Below are 13,828 nucleotides of genomic sequence, written 5' to 3' on the forward strand. Positions count from 1 at the left end.
GTTTAAACGCTTCGAAGGGCGCCGCGCATCCCGCATGCGCGGCGCTTTCATTTGGCGCCGCCGGCGCAGGAAACAGTAAAGCTGCCGCCGCAACCATCGCTTGTCTCCGCCGGTTGCCGCTTGCGGAACACTGCCGCGAGCAGGCGTTTCGCGAAGGGCCGCCGACGGCTCTGCGGTGGGGGTTCGAACCTCTCGTCCCAGGGACGGTTCCTCGAAGCCATATCGAACAGCAGTGCCATTGCCATCATATCCATGGTGATGCTCCTTCATTCTTGGGCATCCCCTTTTTTATGCATCCGGAATTGTTTTACATACAGCCGATTTCCCTATATGTTTTTCAGCTATGAAAAACACCGACTGGGACATATACCGCTGCTTCGTCACGGTGGCGCGTACCGGCGGGTTGACCGGGGCGGCGCAGGCGACGGGGCTCAGCCCCGCGACGGTCGGCCGCCGGATGCTGGAGCTCGAGGAGCGCACCGGCCGCTCGCTCTTCATCCGCAGCCAGACCGGCTACACGCTGACGGGAGACGGCCGCTTTCTCTTCGAACAGCTGCAGGAAATGGAGGCGGCGGCCCGCAAGGTCGCAAGCTGGCAGAAGGAGGGCGAGGGGGCGACCGTTGTCCGCATCGCGGCCGGCACATGGGTCTCCTGGCTGATTGCCGAGAATTTTCCCGCCATCTGCACGGAAAGGGACGCTTTCGGCCTTTCTCTGACGATCGGCGAGGCGCGAGCGAATCTGGCCTATCGCGAAAGCGATATCGGCATCCGCGCCTTCGAACCGGAGGAAAGCTATCTTGCGGCGCGGCCGGTGGGGGAAGTCGCCTATGCCGCCTACCGGCAGAAGAACGCGCCGGGCGGAGTGGAACGCTGGGTCGCAGTCGCCGAAGAGGATGCAATATCGGCCTATCTGAGATGGCCGCACGAGCATGCGCCGGGCCGGATCGTTGCAACCGTCACACGGCCTCGCTCATTGCTGGACCTCGCGCGAGCTGGGGCGGGACGGGCGGTGCTGCCCTGTTTCGTCGGCGATCTCGATCCCTTGCTCGAGCGGGTGGGAGACGAGATCGAGCCGCTCAGACACCGGCAGTGGATCGTCATGAACAACGAGGATCGCTACAGGCGCGACATCCGAACCGTCGTAGACCGGATGACACGTTTCCTGCGTAGCCATACGGACCTTTTTGCCGGCAAGCGCCCGCCGCGCAATTCGGCATGAGATGCCGCTCCTCGTCCTGGCCGATGGAGCCAATGCGAAAAACGCAGCCCCTATCTGCATATAACCGGATAACTGTGCTCTGATTCCTTTGATTTGGCTCGATCTCCGGCAACCTCCGGAATGTCACGCTGCACCTCCCCCGAGCTCACCACGAAGGACGTGCTCGACAAACTCAAGTTGAAGCCGGTCGTGCAGTAGGTCTCGTGTCACGCACGGAGGTCGCTTTCCCCTTTCCAATCAAAACTCGTGCCGTGGGCGGTCGCTGTTACTCCAAGGTGGGTCCCGATCGTCGCCGCGATATCCGAGAAGCGCCTGATGCCGATGCAACCGGGACGCAGGGCCGGACCGGCCACGAGGATCGGCGTTCGTTCCCTGGTATGGTCCGTCCCTCGCCACGTCGGATCGTTGCCGTGATCGGCGGTCAAGATGAGCAGGTCGCCTTCGCCGAGTTCGTTCAGGAGATCGGGGACAAGCGCATCGAACGTTTCGAGAGCATGTGCATAACCCGCCACGTCCCGGCGATGCCCATATTCACTGTCGAACTCGACGATATTCGAGAAGACCAGGCCTCCCGGCCGCAGCCCCCGGAAGGCCTGTATCGTTGCAAGCACCGTGCCTTCGATCCCAATTGCCTTTCGGGATTCCGAAATCCCACGCCCCGCAAAAATGTCGCTGATCTTTCCGACACCGACCACCGCCCGGCGCGCATGAACAAGCCGGTCGAGCAGCGTTTCATCGAATGGCGGCATGGAAAAGTCTCGACGGTTCGGGCTTCGTATGTAGGCACCTTCCATCCCGACGAACGGTCGGGCAATGACCCGGCCCACCACCAGCGGATCGGCCAAGCGCCGCGTCAATTGGCAGAGATCGTACAGCCGGTCCAGCCCGAAAGTCGCTTCGTGGGCAGCAATCTGAATCACCGAGTCGGCCGAAGTGTAGAATATTGGCTTACCGCTCTCGACATGCTCTGCTCCTAGCTCCTGGATGATCTGCGTGCCTGATGCGTGCCTGTTTCCGATCACGCCGGACAGGCCGAAGCGCCTGGCAATCTCATCGATCAACTCCGGGGGGAACGTGGGCACCCGATCGGGAAAATAGTGAAACTCCTCGTTGACCGGAGTTCCCGCAATCTCCCAATGACCTGATGTCGTGTCCTTGCCTTTCGAGCTCTCGACGCCCACGCCCCATGCTCCGCGAGACGGCTCGCTCGAGACTTCGCCGCAAGTGGCAAGTTGCATTGCTTTGAACAGCCCTAACCCGGCCAGATTGGGCAGCATAAGCGGGCCCTGACGAATGCCGGCGAGATCGGCTCTGCCATGGCTCGCCTCCTCGACGATGTGGCCGAGCGTGTTGGAGCCTTCGTCGCCGTAACGGTCCGCGTCAGTTGCGCCACCAATACCCAGCGAATCCAGGACGATCAGAACTGCTCTTTGCTGTCCCATTGAGCTCAGCCTTGATTGCCGACGAGAACCTGCCGCGCGAGATGCTCGTCGATGATAAGCTCATTGACGTGTCCGCTCCGCAGTACGCCGAGTGTCGCTTCGGTCTTTGTCTCCCCGCACACGACGGCAATGACCCGGCGGCCCGAAACCTCGATCGGAGAGATCCCGACGGCCTTGTCGCCGAGTTCAAGTTCGGACAATTGTCCATCTATGTTGAAGAAGCGGCCCATCAGATCGCCGACCGCATCCGTGCGCACGAGTTCGTCGTACTCGGCTTCGGTGATGACTTGATTCGCGAACAAATGGTCCTCTCTCCCAAGCGAGCCTATGCCGACGACGAACAGATCCGATGCCCGTGCCTTTTCCATCAGTTGCTGAACGCTTGGCTGGGACAGGAAAACGGATTTTTCTTCGACGCTGCTGGCCAGGTAAGGCACCGGGAGGAAGTATACGTCGCCACGTATCTTCCTGGTGAGCAACTGGATTGGATCCATTCTATTCGCAGCCAGCGAACGCGTCAGAGATCCGGTGATCGACACCGCTTCCAAATTCGGGCGCTCGACACTAGCCATCTCGGCAAAGCTGGCAGCCAGAGTCCGGCCCAATCCGATTCCCACCCGTTTGATCGCCTCGTCTGACAGCACCGATGCGAGGTAAGCCGCTGCAATCTTGCTGACCGGCGGAAGAACGTCCTCGAAGCGATGCGATGCGGAAGCATCGACAGGTACGACGATGCAGTTGCCAAGCCCGAACACATCGCTTAGCTCCACTTCAAGTTCGATACACTCGCTTGGCCGCTTGTTGATCGAGACGTGAACGATGCGATCCCGCTGCGCCTCGGCGATCAATCGAGCTACGCTGGGTTGGGATATCTTCAGCGCTTTGGCGATTTCCGATTGGCTTCTCCCCCTGATGAAATACAGCCAAGCCGCCTTTACCACGATGTATTGGTGCCAATCTCCAGATGCATCCTTCATCGTATCGGCCTCCCTGACCAAGCCAATATCGGCCGAGGAAGCTCCGGACTACAAACGACGCAGAAAGCCACGGATGAGCTTCTCGAGCTTCGTTGCGCCGAGCGGTGCCATGGCTTTCGTGTGCTCGTGGCTGATTTGTTCATAACCGAGACCCGCAGCCATGTTGGTGACGACCGATAGGCTCTGACTTCGTAACCCAGGTGCGTACGCCATAACAGCAGCCAAACCACGGCACAGGCGAGGAGAGCGACGAAGAACATGACGTTGCTCTCCATTCTTTGTGTCTCAAGGCCGAACCAACCAATGACTTCGTCCAGCCGCGGCAGATGTGCGCCCTCACCGAAGGTACGTGACTGGGGTGCGGACGCCCCGATCGGCTTCAGGAGATTGCTAAGCAATGCGACCAAAAGACCTGCGGCGATGTAGTTGAACATAATCGTGGTGATGACGATGTGGCTGCCGCGACGAACCTGAAGGTAGGCGGGTATCGCCGCCCATGCCGCACCGAAGAGGAACGCGATAAGGATACCCAGAGGCAATACGAGGAGCCAGTGAGTCTCACCCAACCCCAGGCCCACGAGCGCCGCCCCGATGCCCGCGAACAACGCTTGCCCTTCGCCGCCGATATTGAACTGGGCTGCGTGGAAAGCGATTGCCACGGCCAGGCCGGTGAACACGAAGTTCGTAAAGTAAAAGAGGGTGAAGCCGAGATTGTAGGTACTGCCGAAAGCCCCGGTTACCATGATCTGGACAGCCTTTACAGGGTCCTCTCCAATCGCCAGGACGACCAAACCGGATATGAAGAGCGCGAGGCAAACGCTCAACAACGGAACCAAGAATCCGTCAGCCCACTTTGGAAGCGGTAGCATCGTTGCTCTCCCTCTGGTTCACACCGGCCATCAGCATGCCCAGGTCATGCTCGTCCGTATCAGCCGCATACCTCTCGCCCGATATTCGGCCATCGAACATCACGACAATTCGATCCGAGAGTCCCAAGATTTCATCCAACTCGACCGAAACCAGCAGAATCGCCTTGCCCCGGTCACGTAGGGCAACGATCTCTCGGTGAATGTATTCGATTGCTCCTATATCGACCCCGCGCGTCGGCTGTCCGATCAGAAGGAGATCCGGGTTCTGCCCGATCTCGCGCGCCAGGACGACTTTTTGCTGATTGCCGCCGGACAGGTTGGCCGTCTTCAGGAAAGGATCATCCGGGCGTACGTCGTAGGCCCCGATCAAGTCCCGTGCAGCCTGTTTCATCCTTCCCGGGAGCGAGAAAAAGCCCTTCGTAAATGAAGGATCACGGTGATAGCCGTAGCTTGCGTTTTCCCAGATGCTGAACGGCATGACGAGACCGTGGCGATGCCGGTCTTCAGGTACATGGCCGATTCGCTGATTTCGCCTTTCTGCGGCACAGCCCGCGCGCGAGATATCGAGCGGGGCTCCGTTCAGCCGAATTTCCCCGCTCTTTGCCGGCGCCATGCCGGCGATGACTTCGAGGAGTTCGGGCTGTCCGTTGCCTGCAACGCCGGCCACCCCAAGTATTTCTCCGGCGCGAATATCGAACGAGACCGACTTAAGCCGCTCCGTGCCGTTCTTTTCGACCGTCAGGTCACGGATGGAAAGAACATTTTCACCGGGTTGCGCTTCGGATTTTTTGACGTTCAGATCGACAGTCCGCCCGACCATCAACTCGGCGAGCTTCGCGACATCCATCTGGGACGTCGGGTGTGTTGCCGTCATTTCACCGCGCCGCATGACGCTGACCGAGTCGGTTATCGACATGATCTCGCGCAGTTTATGCGTAATGAAGATGATCGTTTTTCCTTGCGCCTTAAGGCTGTCGAGGATGCGAAACAGATGGTCGGCTTCCGACGGCGTCAGGACGCCCGTTGGCTCGTCCAGGATCAGTATCTCGGCCTGACGATAGAGCGCCTTGAGTATTTCGACCCGTTGCTGAAGGCCGACCGAGAGGTCGCCGACAACTGCATCCGGATCAACTTCGAGTCCATAGGCGGCGGCAAGTTCCTGCAGGACGTCACGGGCTTTTGCGGACGAGCGTTGCAGTCGAATGCCGTCCTCGGCGCCCAGGATGACGTTCTCGAGGACGGTGAAGGGTTTCACCAGCATGAAGTGCTGATGAACCATCCCGATTCCGGCCGCGATTGCATCGTCGGAGTGGCGGATCGTCACCTTCTTTCCGTTGATCTTCATCTCTCCGTGATCGGCTTGGTAAAAGCCGTACAGGATGGACATCAAAGTTGATTTTCCGGCGCCATTCTCGCCCACGATCCCATGGATCGTACCTTTGGTGACGGCCATCGAAATGTTCCTGTTCGCGTGAACAGGGCCAAATGATTTCGATATCCCGATGAGCTCGATTGCGAGAGAGGGCGACGACGGAGGTTTGTCGAGTTGGTAACTGGTCATCCGGACGCTCTCAGAAGGGGCAGGTGTCATCGGTGCGGTAGTCGTGCACCGAAATCGCGCCCGAGATGATGCTTTTCTTGGCCGCATCGAGAGCGCCAGCCAATTCGTCGGAGATCAGGGCTTCGTTGTTTTCATCGATGGCCACATCAACGCCATTTTCGGCCAGGCCAAGAGACTGGATGCCGGAGCTGAAGGTACCGTTGTGAACGTCCATCATGGCTTGGTAGACAGCGACGTCGACCCGCTTGAGCATCGACGTCAGGACCTTGCCCGGGTGCAGGCCGTTCTGGTTCTTGTCCACGCCGATACCGAGGACGCCGGCATCCGCGGCCGCCTGCAATACGCCAATACCCGTACCGCCGGCCGCGTGATAGATCACATCGGCCCCCGACCGATCTGCGACTTTGCCAACTCGCCACCCTTGACCGGATCGCGCCAGGCAGCGCCGGTGGTGCCTGCCATGTTCTCGAAAACGGTAATGTCGGAATCGGCGGATTTCGCTCCCTGCCGGTAGCCGCAGGCAAAGGCACGGATCATCGGTATGTCCATGCCCCCGACGAAGCCGATTTTGTTCGACTTTGACGCCATGGCAGCCAATAGTCCCGTCAGGTAAGAGCCTTCGTGCTCCTTGAAGGTGACCGAGCGCACATTGGGAAGATCGACGACGGAGTCGACCAGTACGAACTTCGTGTCGGGGTAGTCGGGCGCCACTGCCTTGACCGCCTGCCCCCATGAGAAACCGGTGACGACGATCGGGTTTTGTCCCTGCTGCGCGAAGCGGCGCAAAGATTGCTCCCGCTGCGCGTCCGATTGCAGCTCGAACTCCCGGTAGGAAATCCCGGTTTCCTCGCGAAACCGTTCGGCCCCTACATAAGAAGCCTCGTTGAACGATTTGTCGTACTTCCCGCCAAGATCAAAAATGACGGCGGGTCTGGCGTCGGCCAACGCCACGGGCGCAGTGCCGAGAATGGTGCCCGCTACTATCAGTGCAATCGTAAGCTTCATGATGTCCTCCAGCCCAGGGTCCCCACCCTTCTCGCATATCTATGCATCACTAGAATGAAAATGCAAGCGATTCCTCAAGATTAAAAAATTGTGATCGAGGATACGTGACGAGACGGGCATGCAATGCGCTCGAAACGCCATGGATAGATTGCGTGAAGTTTTCTCAAATATGCAGAAGTTACAGTAAGAAGGAAGTTTATTTCAGGGAAATCGCGCCTTCACACCAATTTTATTATATAAAGATGCAACAGTCATATTGACGGAAATGGGATTATGTATAACCTAGTAGAAAGTAAGAGGGACCTCTTATGATGAATTTTAATTTGTATATGGAATAATATGGTAGATACTGGTGTTCGTCTAGGGGCGCTCCTTGCTGAATGTGATTCAAGGAAGGAGCAATGCTATGAAAAACAATTATAGTTCTGTTGCGACGCTTGATGAAGCAGCCTTGTTGGCGTCCGATCAGACCATGCTCGCTTACTGCCAGGGCACCTTCAGCGTGGGAGGCGTCCTTATCCAATGCAGCACCGGCGAAGTCATTCATGCCCTCCACAACAACGTTGTAGTCGACGGCGTCACGCAGGACCCCACCGCCCACGGAGAACGACAACTCGTGGATTGGTATTTCGAACAGGTAGATGGAGGGGCAACGCTCCCATCGCCCGAGGATCTGATGGTGGTGACCTCTCTCGACCCTTGCTGCATGTGCACCGGTTCACTAGCGAGCGCGGGATTCAAGGCCGTCATATCCGCCAACGATGAGTTCGCTGGGATCAACTATGATCTTTCGGCAACCTTTCCATCTGTGACGGACCCTGAGACACTTCAGAACACGTTCTCATATCCGGCCGTCTCCGGCGCAACCTGCTTCGCTCGTGAAGAGTCGGGGGCGCCGCTTCCGGCATTGTTCGATGGTCAGTCCATCGACGAACATACTCAGGCGATCAATCGTGCCCTGTTCGATGCGACACTTACCTCGGTTCAGGAAACGATTTCCGGCGACGAACCTCCAGACCCGGACTTCAACATTGCGACGCTATCGCCGGACAACCCGATCGTCCTCGGCCTCAAATCGATCTATCCGCAAGCACTCGATTACACGCTGGCGGTGCCAGGCACACCAGATTCGGGGTTGATCCCATTTATAGAGGCTGCCCAACAGGAAGACATCGCAAATGGCGGAAATGGTGACGTAGCGGCACTGATCGACGCCTTTGGAAACCTGATACTGTGCCTGCCGGGCCAACTGGCGCTCTCCCCTATCCTGACGCCGTGGATGCGCGTCACGCGCGAATATCAGCAACTGAAGCACACGATGATAACGACAGCTGTTGCGGATGCTCGAAAATACCTGCTTCACCCAAAATATGGGGTAATCCTGTTTCTTCGATGCCCGAATGACAGCTTCCGTGATCTCGTCGACCTTGGCGCCTATGGCTCCACCATGGAGGCTGAAATTCCCGACATGGGATGGCCCAACTTCCAGTTCATTCAGCCATCTACCATTGCTGACGTTCAGTCCTACTTGGACGGCTTGCCGCCGTTCTATAGCACTCTTGTAAAGGTCTCTCTGACACAGGTTACCGATACAAGCCTGTAGGATGCGTTCCCGATCGTGCCCCCGCCTGCGCGCTGAACGCATCCGGCAGACGAGCGTTTTCGACAGGTCCAAGGCCGACGGTCGGTTGCTGAATGAGTCGATGGCCGGCCGTCGACGCCCAGAATGGCCTTCTTATGAAAAGGAGGCCATTCTCACCGTTCTGCGCCCGGCTGGCTCAGATCATCAACATGAGGCACGATGGTTCTTCAGCGGTCGTCGCGATCTCGCAGGCAGAAGGACGATCTTTCGATCGCCCGGCCTCGGCGATGCCGGGCTACTGCATGTGTCCTTCAAACGTAATCGATCGAAGGAAGAAGACGGCAAAAGCCGAAAGCGTTGCAGCGGCCGTTGCGCGGCCGACAGATCGCGCGGCATTGCAGCACAGCCATCAGTGCCGTCCCTGGGTGACGATGACGGGGATCAGCAGATCGCCCCAGTTGCCGTCGCCGCCGTGATGGCGGGCCGAACGGACCAGTTCGACGGAAACGCCGGCGTCCACGGCCTTCATGACGGCCTGGTTGAGGCGGTGCAGGTCGTTGGCGACCATGCGGATCGCCGCCTGCTGTTCCGGTGTCATGGCCGACGATTGTTCCTCGGCCCGTTCCTTGACGCGTGTCTGTACAGTCATCGGAGTGCTCCTTTGGGCGATGGGTGCGGGGGACTTCTTCGACCCGCTTCAGTTTCGAGGTCTGGTTGGGGACGCGCGGCGGGGCAGGGGGGCCGCGCGTCCCGCTCGTTCATTCTGCTGCCGGGCGGAACTGATCGTGCTCGGTGGATTCCTTCATGGCAGTGGTCGACGACTGGCCGCCGGTGATCGCGACCGACACGGCATCGAAATAGCCGGTCCCCACTTCGCGCTGGTGCTTGGTCGCCGTATAGCCGTTGGCTTCGGCTGCGAATTCCGCTTCCTGCAGTTCCGAATAGGCCGCCATCTGCCGGTCCCTGTAGCCTCGCGCCAGTTCGAACATGCCGTAGTTCAGCTGGTGGAAACCGGCGAGCGTGATGAACTGGAACTTGTAGCCCATGGCGCCCAATTCGCGCTGGAACTTGGCGATCGTCGCATCGTCGAGGTTCTTCTTCCAGTTGAAGGACGGCGAGCAATTATAGGCGAGCAGCTTGCCCGGATGCGCCTTGTGCACGCCTTCGGCGAACTTGCGCGCCTGCTCCAGGTCGGGCTTGGAGGTCTCGCACCAGATGAGGTCGCAATGCGGCGCATAGGCGATCGCGCGGGCGATGCAGGGCTCGATGCCGTTCTTCACCTGGTAAAAACCCTCGACGGTGCGGCCGGCATCGTAGTCGACGAAGGGGCGGTCGCGCTCGTCGATATCGGAGGTGAGCAGCTTCGCCGCTTCCGCGTCGGTGCGGGCAATGACCAGCGTCGGCGTACCCATTACGTCGGCGGCAAGCCGTGCCGCGTTCAGATTGCGGATATGCGCCGCGGTCGGGATCAGCACCTTGCCGCCGAGATGGCCGCACTTCTTTTCCGACGCGAGCTGGTCCTCGTAGTGGACGCCCGCCGCACCCGCTTCGATGAAGGCCTTCATGATCTCGAAGGCGTTGAGCGGTCCGCCGAAGCCGGCTTCCGCATCGGCGACGATCGGAGCGAACCAGGTATCGACGGAGAGACCCTTGCCTTCCGCCGTCTCGATCTGATCGGCGCGCTGAAGCGTGCGGTTGATGCGCTTGGCAAGTTCCGGAGCCGCGTTGGCCGGATAGAGCGACTGGTCCGGATACATGGCGGAAGCGGTGTTGGCGTCGGCTGCGACCTGCCAGCCGGAGAGATAGATCGCCTTCAAGCCCGCGCGCACCATCTGCATCGCCTGATTGCCGGAAAGCGCGCCGAGTGCATTGACGAAGTCCTCCTCACGGATGAGCTTCCAGAGGCGGTTCGCACCCATTTCGGCAAGCGAATAACGGATCTCCACCGAGCCCCTGAGCCGCTTCACGTCCTCGGCGGAATAGGGCCGCTCGATTCCGTCGAAGCGCCCCTCCGGCGCATTTGGAACGAGCTTGTAAAAATCAGTCATACTTGCCTCCTGGTGAAATAGCTTCGTCTTCGGCTTTCGTCTTTCGGCGCCTCTAGGCCGAAAGATCATGTGACAGTTTTTACATTGCGCTGCATAAACCCGCTACCGAATTCCCGCAGATAGCGGCCAGAAACGGGTTAGCTTGTCTTGTCTTTGACAGTATGCGGAAGTAAAGTTGTAAAAGATGTCAAAGCGATCGTTTGCGGAACTTGTAAAGGGAATTACAAATGGCCGAGAACAAGATCTTTGCCGGGCCGCGGGTCAGGCGAATCCGAAACGGTCTTCAGCTGACGCAGACGGCCATGGCCGAGGCGCTTGGCATCTCTCCTTCTTATCTGAACCTCATCGAGCGCAACCAGCGGCCGCTGACGGTGCAGCTGCTCTTGAAACTGGCCTCCGTCTACAAGGTCGACCTCGAAGAGCTCCAGGGCGAGGCGGGCAGCGGTCTTGCGCAGCTGCGCGAGGTCTTTGCCGATCCGCTGCTTGCCGGCGAACTGCCGGGGGACCAGGAGCTGGTGGAGGTCGCCGAAGCGGCGCCGAACGTCTCCGGCGGCATCGTCAAACTTCATCGCGCCTACCGCGAACAGGCGTCGCGACTGAGGGATCTCGCCGCCCTGCTGGCGGGCGAGGGACACATGGCGGCACTTGCCGATACGCGCCTGCCGATGGACGAAGTCCGCGAGGCGTTCGAGGCACGGCCCAATCACTTCGCCCGCATAGAGGAGGCGGCGGAGGCCCTGCATGCAAGCCTCTCGCCCGGAGACGATCTTTCAGGCGCAATGAAGGCTTGGCTCAGAAGGGAGCACGGACTGGCGGTGCGGACGCTGCCGGTGCACGTCATGCCCACCCTGCGCCGCCGCTTCGACCGCCACTCGATGCGCCTCTTCGTCTCCGAACGCCTGTCGCCCTTCGATCAGCTGCGCGAGATCGCGATCGAGGTGGCTTCGATCGCCTGCCATGAGGCGATTGCCGCCGAGCTCGAGCAGTTCCGCTTTGCCACGGCCGAAGCGCGGCGCATCGGCCGCTTCGAACTCGCGCGCTATGCCGCCCATGCGCTGATGATGCCCTATGCGGCATTTCTCGCCGCCGCGCAGCGGATGAAATACGATTTGGCTGTCCTGGCGGCGCGTTTCCAGGTCTCCTACGAGCAGGTCGCCAACCGTCTGACGATGCTGCAGCGGCCCGGTGCGGCGGGGGTTCCGTTTTTTCTCATCGAGATCGACAGCGCCGGCAACAGGCTGCGTCGCGCCGGGGCGCAGGGATTTCCTCATGCCCGGTTCGGCGGCGGCTGTCCCAAGCTCAACGTCCAGGCTGCCTTTGCCGTGCCCGGCCAGGTTCTCGCCGATCGGGTCGGGATGCCTGACGGCACCGAATTCATCACTGTCGCACGCACCGTCGACGGTCCGCAGGCCGCCTTCCACGAACGGGTTCGGCGCACCGCGATCCTCGTCGGTTGCGAGGCCGCCTTCGCGAACGAGATGGTCTATGGCGCCGCCGCAGTCATGCCGGCGATCGCAATCGGTCCGGCCTGCCGGCTTTGCGAGCGGCAGGGGTGCCTGGCGCGCGCCGAACCGCCGATCACCCGACCGCTCGGTCTCGACGAAATGGCCACCGGGCTGAGCGTCTTCGACTTTCAGTGAGGCCGCGCGAAATGGCACGCAATCCTCAGGCAGATGTCGTTATGACGCCAGCAACTCCCCGAAACTCTCCCCATACCTGCGACAAGGACAGAGTCCGGTAAGAGGAGGGAATTTTCGGGTGAAAAACCGCGAACCACTTTTTTCCTGGAACCGCTCTAACTCCTTGAGCTTATCGAGAAAGATGCCTAACCTCCGCATCGGCACGATCAAAAGACGGGGCGTAACGGCACTGGAGAAGAAATTACTGTCCCGAGCCGATAATCAAGAGGGGAGTTGCATGTCCAAACTCATCGTCGCAACCTTGACCACCGCGGTGCTTGCGGGATCGACCATGCTGGCTTCGGCCCAGGAGAGGGTCGTCAACGTCTATAACTGGTCGGACTATATCGATGACAGTATCCTCGAGGATTTCACCAAGGAGACCGGCATCAAGGTCGTCTATGACGTGTTCGACTCGAACGAGATTCTGGAAACGAAGCTGCTCGCCGGCGGCTCCGGTTACGACGTCGTCGTTCCGACCGCTTATTTCCTGCAGCGCCAGATCGCTGCCGGGGTGTTCCAGAAGCTAGACAAGTCGAAACTGCCGAACATTTCCAACATGTGGGACATGGTCATGGAGCGTACCGCGCAGTACGATCCCGGCAACGAATACGCCGTCGACTACATGTGGGGCACGACCGGCATCGGCTACAATGTCGAGAAGATGAAGGAGATTCTCGGCACGGACGAGAAGCCGAACTGGGATGTCATTTTCGACCCGGAGATTGCGGCGAAGTTCAAGGACTGCGGCATCCATCTCCTCGATTCGCCCACCGACATCATGCCCTCGGCGCTCGCCTATCTGGGGCTCAATCCCGACAGCCACGATCAGGCGGACCTCGAAAAGGCAGCCGACCTGCTGATGAAGGTCCGGCCCAATATCCGCAAGTTCCATTCGTCCGAATATATCAACGCGCTGGCAAACGGCGACATCTGCCTCGCCGTCGGCTTCTCCGGCGACGTCTTCCAGGCGCGCGACCGGGCGGCCGAGGCCAAGGCCGGCGTGACCGTCGACTACTCGATCCCGGAGCAGGGCGCGCAGATGTGGTTCGACATGCTGGCTATCCCCGCCGATGCGCCGCATGTCGCCGAGGCGCATGAGTTCATCAACTACATGATGAAGCCGGAAGTCATCGCCAAGGCCTCGAACTACGTGTTCTACGCCAACGGCAACAAGGCCTCGCAGGAGTTCCTCGACAAGGAAGTGCTCGAAGACACCGCCATCTATCCATCCGATGCCGTGATGCAGAAACTCTTCACCACGACGCCCTTCGAGGCCAAGGAGCAGAGGGTATTGACCCGGCTCTGGACCAAGATCGTCACTGGTCAGTAGGAAAACGAATTGCCCGGACCTCAAATCCGGGCAATTTTCTGCATGTTTCTGCGCTCAACTCTCGACGTGTCGGCGCCGGCCATTGCGTATGGGCTGCGCCATTCGAGGATAGA

11 protein-coding genes and 1 pseudogene are annotated in these 13,828 nt (G+C 59.6%); 4 read left to right on the forward strand and 8 right to left on the reverse strand.

Annotation, left to right across the window (positions count from 1 at the left end):
• Positions 1-47: 47 nt before the first annotated feature.
• On the reverse strand, positions 48-254 hold the full coding sequence (locus ACTJKL_RS18225) for a hypothetical protein (protein WP_100669521.1): 207 nt from the start codon (positions 252-254) through the stop codon (positions 48-50).
• An 89-nt stretch (positions 255-343) separates the two neighbouring features.
• Between ACTJKL_RS18225 and ACTJKL_RS18230 the strand changes: the two genes are divergently transcribed.
• Positions 344-1,219 (forward strand): LysR family transcriptional regulator, encoded by an 876-nt coding sequence (locus tag ACTJKL_RS18230; RefSeq protein WP_440853469.1) that lies wholly within the window; start codon positions 344-346, stop codon positions 1,217-1,219.
• Between the two features lie 206 nt (positions 1,220-1,425).
• On the opposite strand, the gene ACTJKL_RS18235 is transcribed toward ACTJKL_RS18230, so the two are convergent.
• The 5 genes and pseudogenes from ACTJKL_RS18235 to ACTJKL_RS18255 all read right to left on the reverse strand — a co-directional run bounded on the left by ACTJKL_RS18235 (position 1,426) and on the right by ACTJKL_RS18255 (position 7,073).
• On the reverse strand, positions 1,426-2,661 hold the full coding sequence (locus ACTJKL_RS18235) for a phosphopentomutase (RefSeq protein ID WP_440853470.1): 1,236 nt from the start codon (positions 2,659-2,661) through the stop codon (positions 1,426-1,428).
• 5 nt (positions 2,662-2,666) lie between these two features.
• Positions 2,667-3,638 carry a sugar-binding transcriptional regulator gene (locus ACTJKL_RS18240; protein WP_324762935.1) on the reverse strand — a complete coding sequence of 324 codons (972 nt, stop codon included), beginning with the start codon at positions 3,636-3,638 and terminating at the stop codon, positions 2,667-2,669.
• A complete protein-coding gene (locus ACTJKL_RS18245; protein WP_440853471.1) occupies positions 3,635-4,507 on the reverse strand; it encodes an ABC transporter permease in 873 nt (290 codons plus the stop codon). The genes ACTJKL_RS18240 and ACTJKL_RS18245 overlap by 4 nt, the downstream gene beginning before the upstream one ends.
• Positions 4,482-6,068, reverse strand: a complete 1,587-nt coding sequence (locus ACTJKL_RS18250) for an ABC transporter ATP-binding protein (RefSeq protein WP_440853472.1) — start codon at positions 6,066-6,068, stop codon at positions 4,482-4,484. Before ACTJKL_RS18250 ends, ACTJKL_RS18245 begins: the two co-directional genes overlap by 26 nt.
• A gap of 10 nt (positions 6,069-6,078) precedes the next feature.
• Positions 6,079-7,073 (reverse strand): annotated as a pseudogene (locus ACTJKL_RS18255) (BMP family lipoprotein).
• 406 nt (positions 7,074-7,479) lie between these two features.
• Here ACTJKL_RS18255 and ACTJKL_RS18260 point away from each other — a divergent pair.
• Entirely contained in the window at positions 7,480-8,676 is a 1,197-nt protein-coding gene (locus ACTJKL_RS18260; protein WP_440853473.1) for a nucleoside deaminase, read from the forward strand.
• Between the two features lie 388 nt (positions 8,677-9,064).
• Here ACTJKL_RS18260 and ACTJKL_RS18265 read toward each other — a convergent pair whose 3' ends face one another.
• Together ACTJKL_RS18265 and aceA are read right to left on the reverse strand one after the other, a co-directional pair.
• Positions 9,065-9,304 carry an SMc00767 family acetate metabolism repressor gene (locus ACTJKL_RS18265; protein ID WP_003527087.1) on the reverse strand — a complete coding sequence of 80 codons (240 nt, stop codon included), beginning with the start codon at positions 9,302-9,304 and terminating at the stop codon, positions 9,065-9,067.
• Between the two features lie 109 nt (positions 9,305-9,413).
• Complete coding sequence (aceA, locus tag ACTJKL_RS18270; protein ID WP_440853474.1) at positions 9,414-10,703, reverse strand: isocitrate lyase; 1,290 nt, start codon at positions 10,701-10,703, stop codon at positions 9,414-9,416.
• A gap of 227 nt (positions 10,704-10,930) precedes the next feature.
• Between aceA and ACTJKL_RS18275 the strand changes: the two genes are divergently transcribed.
• Entirely contained in the window at positions 10,931-12,343 is a 1,413-nt protein-coding gene (locus ACTJKL_RS18275) for a helix-turn-helix domain-containing protein (RefSeq protein WP_440853475.1), read from the forward strand.
• A gap of 277 nt (positions 12,344-12,620) precedes the next feature.
• Positions 12,621-13,715: a polyamine ABC transporter substrate-binding protein gene (locus ACTJKL_RS18280; protein WP_018094267.1), complete on the forward strand. Its 1,095-nt coding sequence runs from the start codon at positions 12,621-12,623 to the stop codon at positions 13,713-13,715.
• Positions 13,716-13,828: the final 113 nt, after the last annotated feature.

It is taken from the genome of Sinorhizobium sp. 22678 (assembly GCF_052044265.1).
Lineage (GTDB): Bacteria > Pseudomonadota > Alphaproteobacteria > Rhizobiales > Rhizobiaceae > Sinorhizobium > Sinorhizobium meliloti_A.

Coding starts and splice junctions, on each gene's coding strand:
- ACTJKL_RS18230 (WP_440853469.1), top strand. CDS start 344: ATGAAAAACACCGACTGGGACATATACCGCTGCTTCGTCACGGTGGCG.
- ACTJKL_RS18260 (WP_440853473.1), top strand. CDS start 7,480: ATGAAAAACAATTATAGTTCTGTTGCGACGCTTGATGAAGCAGCCTTG.
- ACTJKL_RS18225 (WP_100669521.1), bottom strand. CDS start 254: ATGGATATGATGGCAATGGCACTGCTGTTCGATATGGCTTCGAGGAAC.
- ACTJKL_RS18240 (WP_324762935.1), bottom strand. CDS start 3,638: ATGAAGGATGCATCTGGAGATTGGCACCAATACATCGTGGTAAAGGCG.
- aceA (WP_440853474.1), bottom strand. CDS start 10,703: ATGACTGATTTTTACAAGCTCGTTCCAAATGCGCCGGAGGGGCGCTTC.
- ACTJKL_RS18250 (WP_440853472.1), bottom strand. CDS start 6,068: ATGACCAGTTACCAACTCGACAAACCTCCGTCGTCGCCCTCTCTCGCA.
- ACTJKL_RS18265 (WP_003527087.1), bottom strand. CDS start 9,304: ATGACTGTACAGACACGCGTCAAGGAACGGGCCGAGGAACAATCGTCG.
- ACTJKL_RS18280 (WP_018094267.1), top strand. CDS start 12,621: ATGTCCAAACTCATCGTCGCAACCTTGACCACCGCGGTGCTTGCGGGA.
- ACTJKL_RS18275 (WP_440853475.1), top strand. CDS start 10,931: ATGGCCGAGAACAAGATCTTTGCCGGGCCGCGGGTCAGGCGAATCCGA.
- ACTJKL_RS18235 (WP_440853470.1), bottom strand. CDS start 2,661: ATGGGACAGCAAAGAGCAGTTCTGATCGTCCTGGATTCGCTGGGTATT.
- ACTJKL_RS18245 (WP_440853471.1), bottom strand. CDS start 4,507: ATGCTACCGCTTCCAAAGTGGGCTGACGGATTCTTGGTTCCGTTGTTG.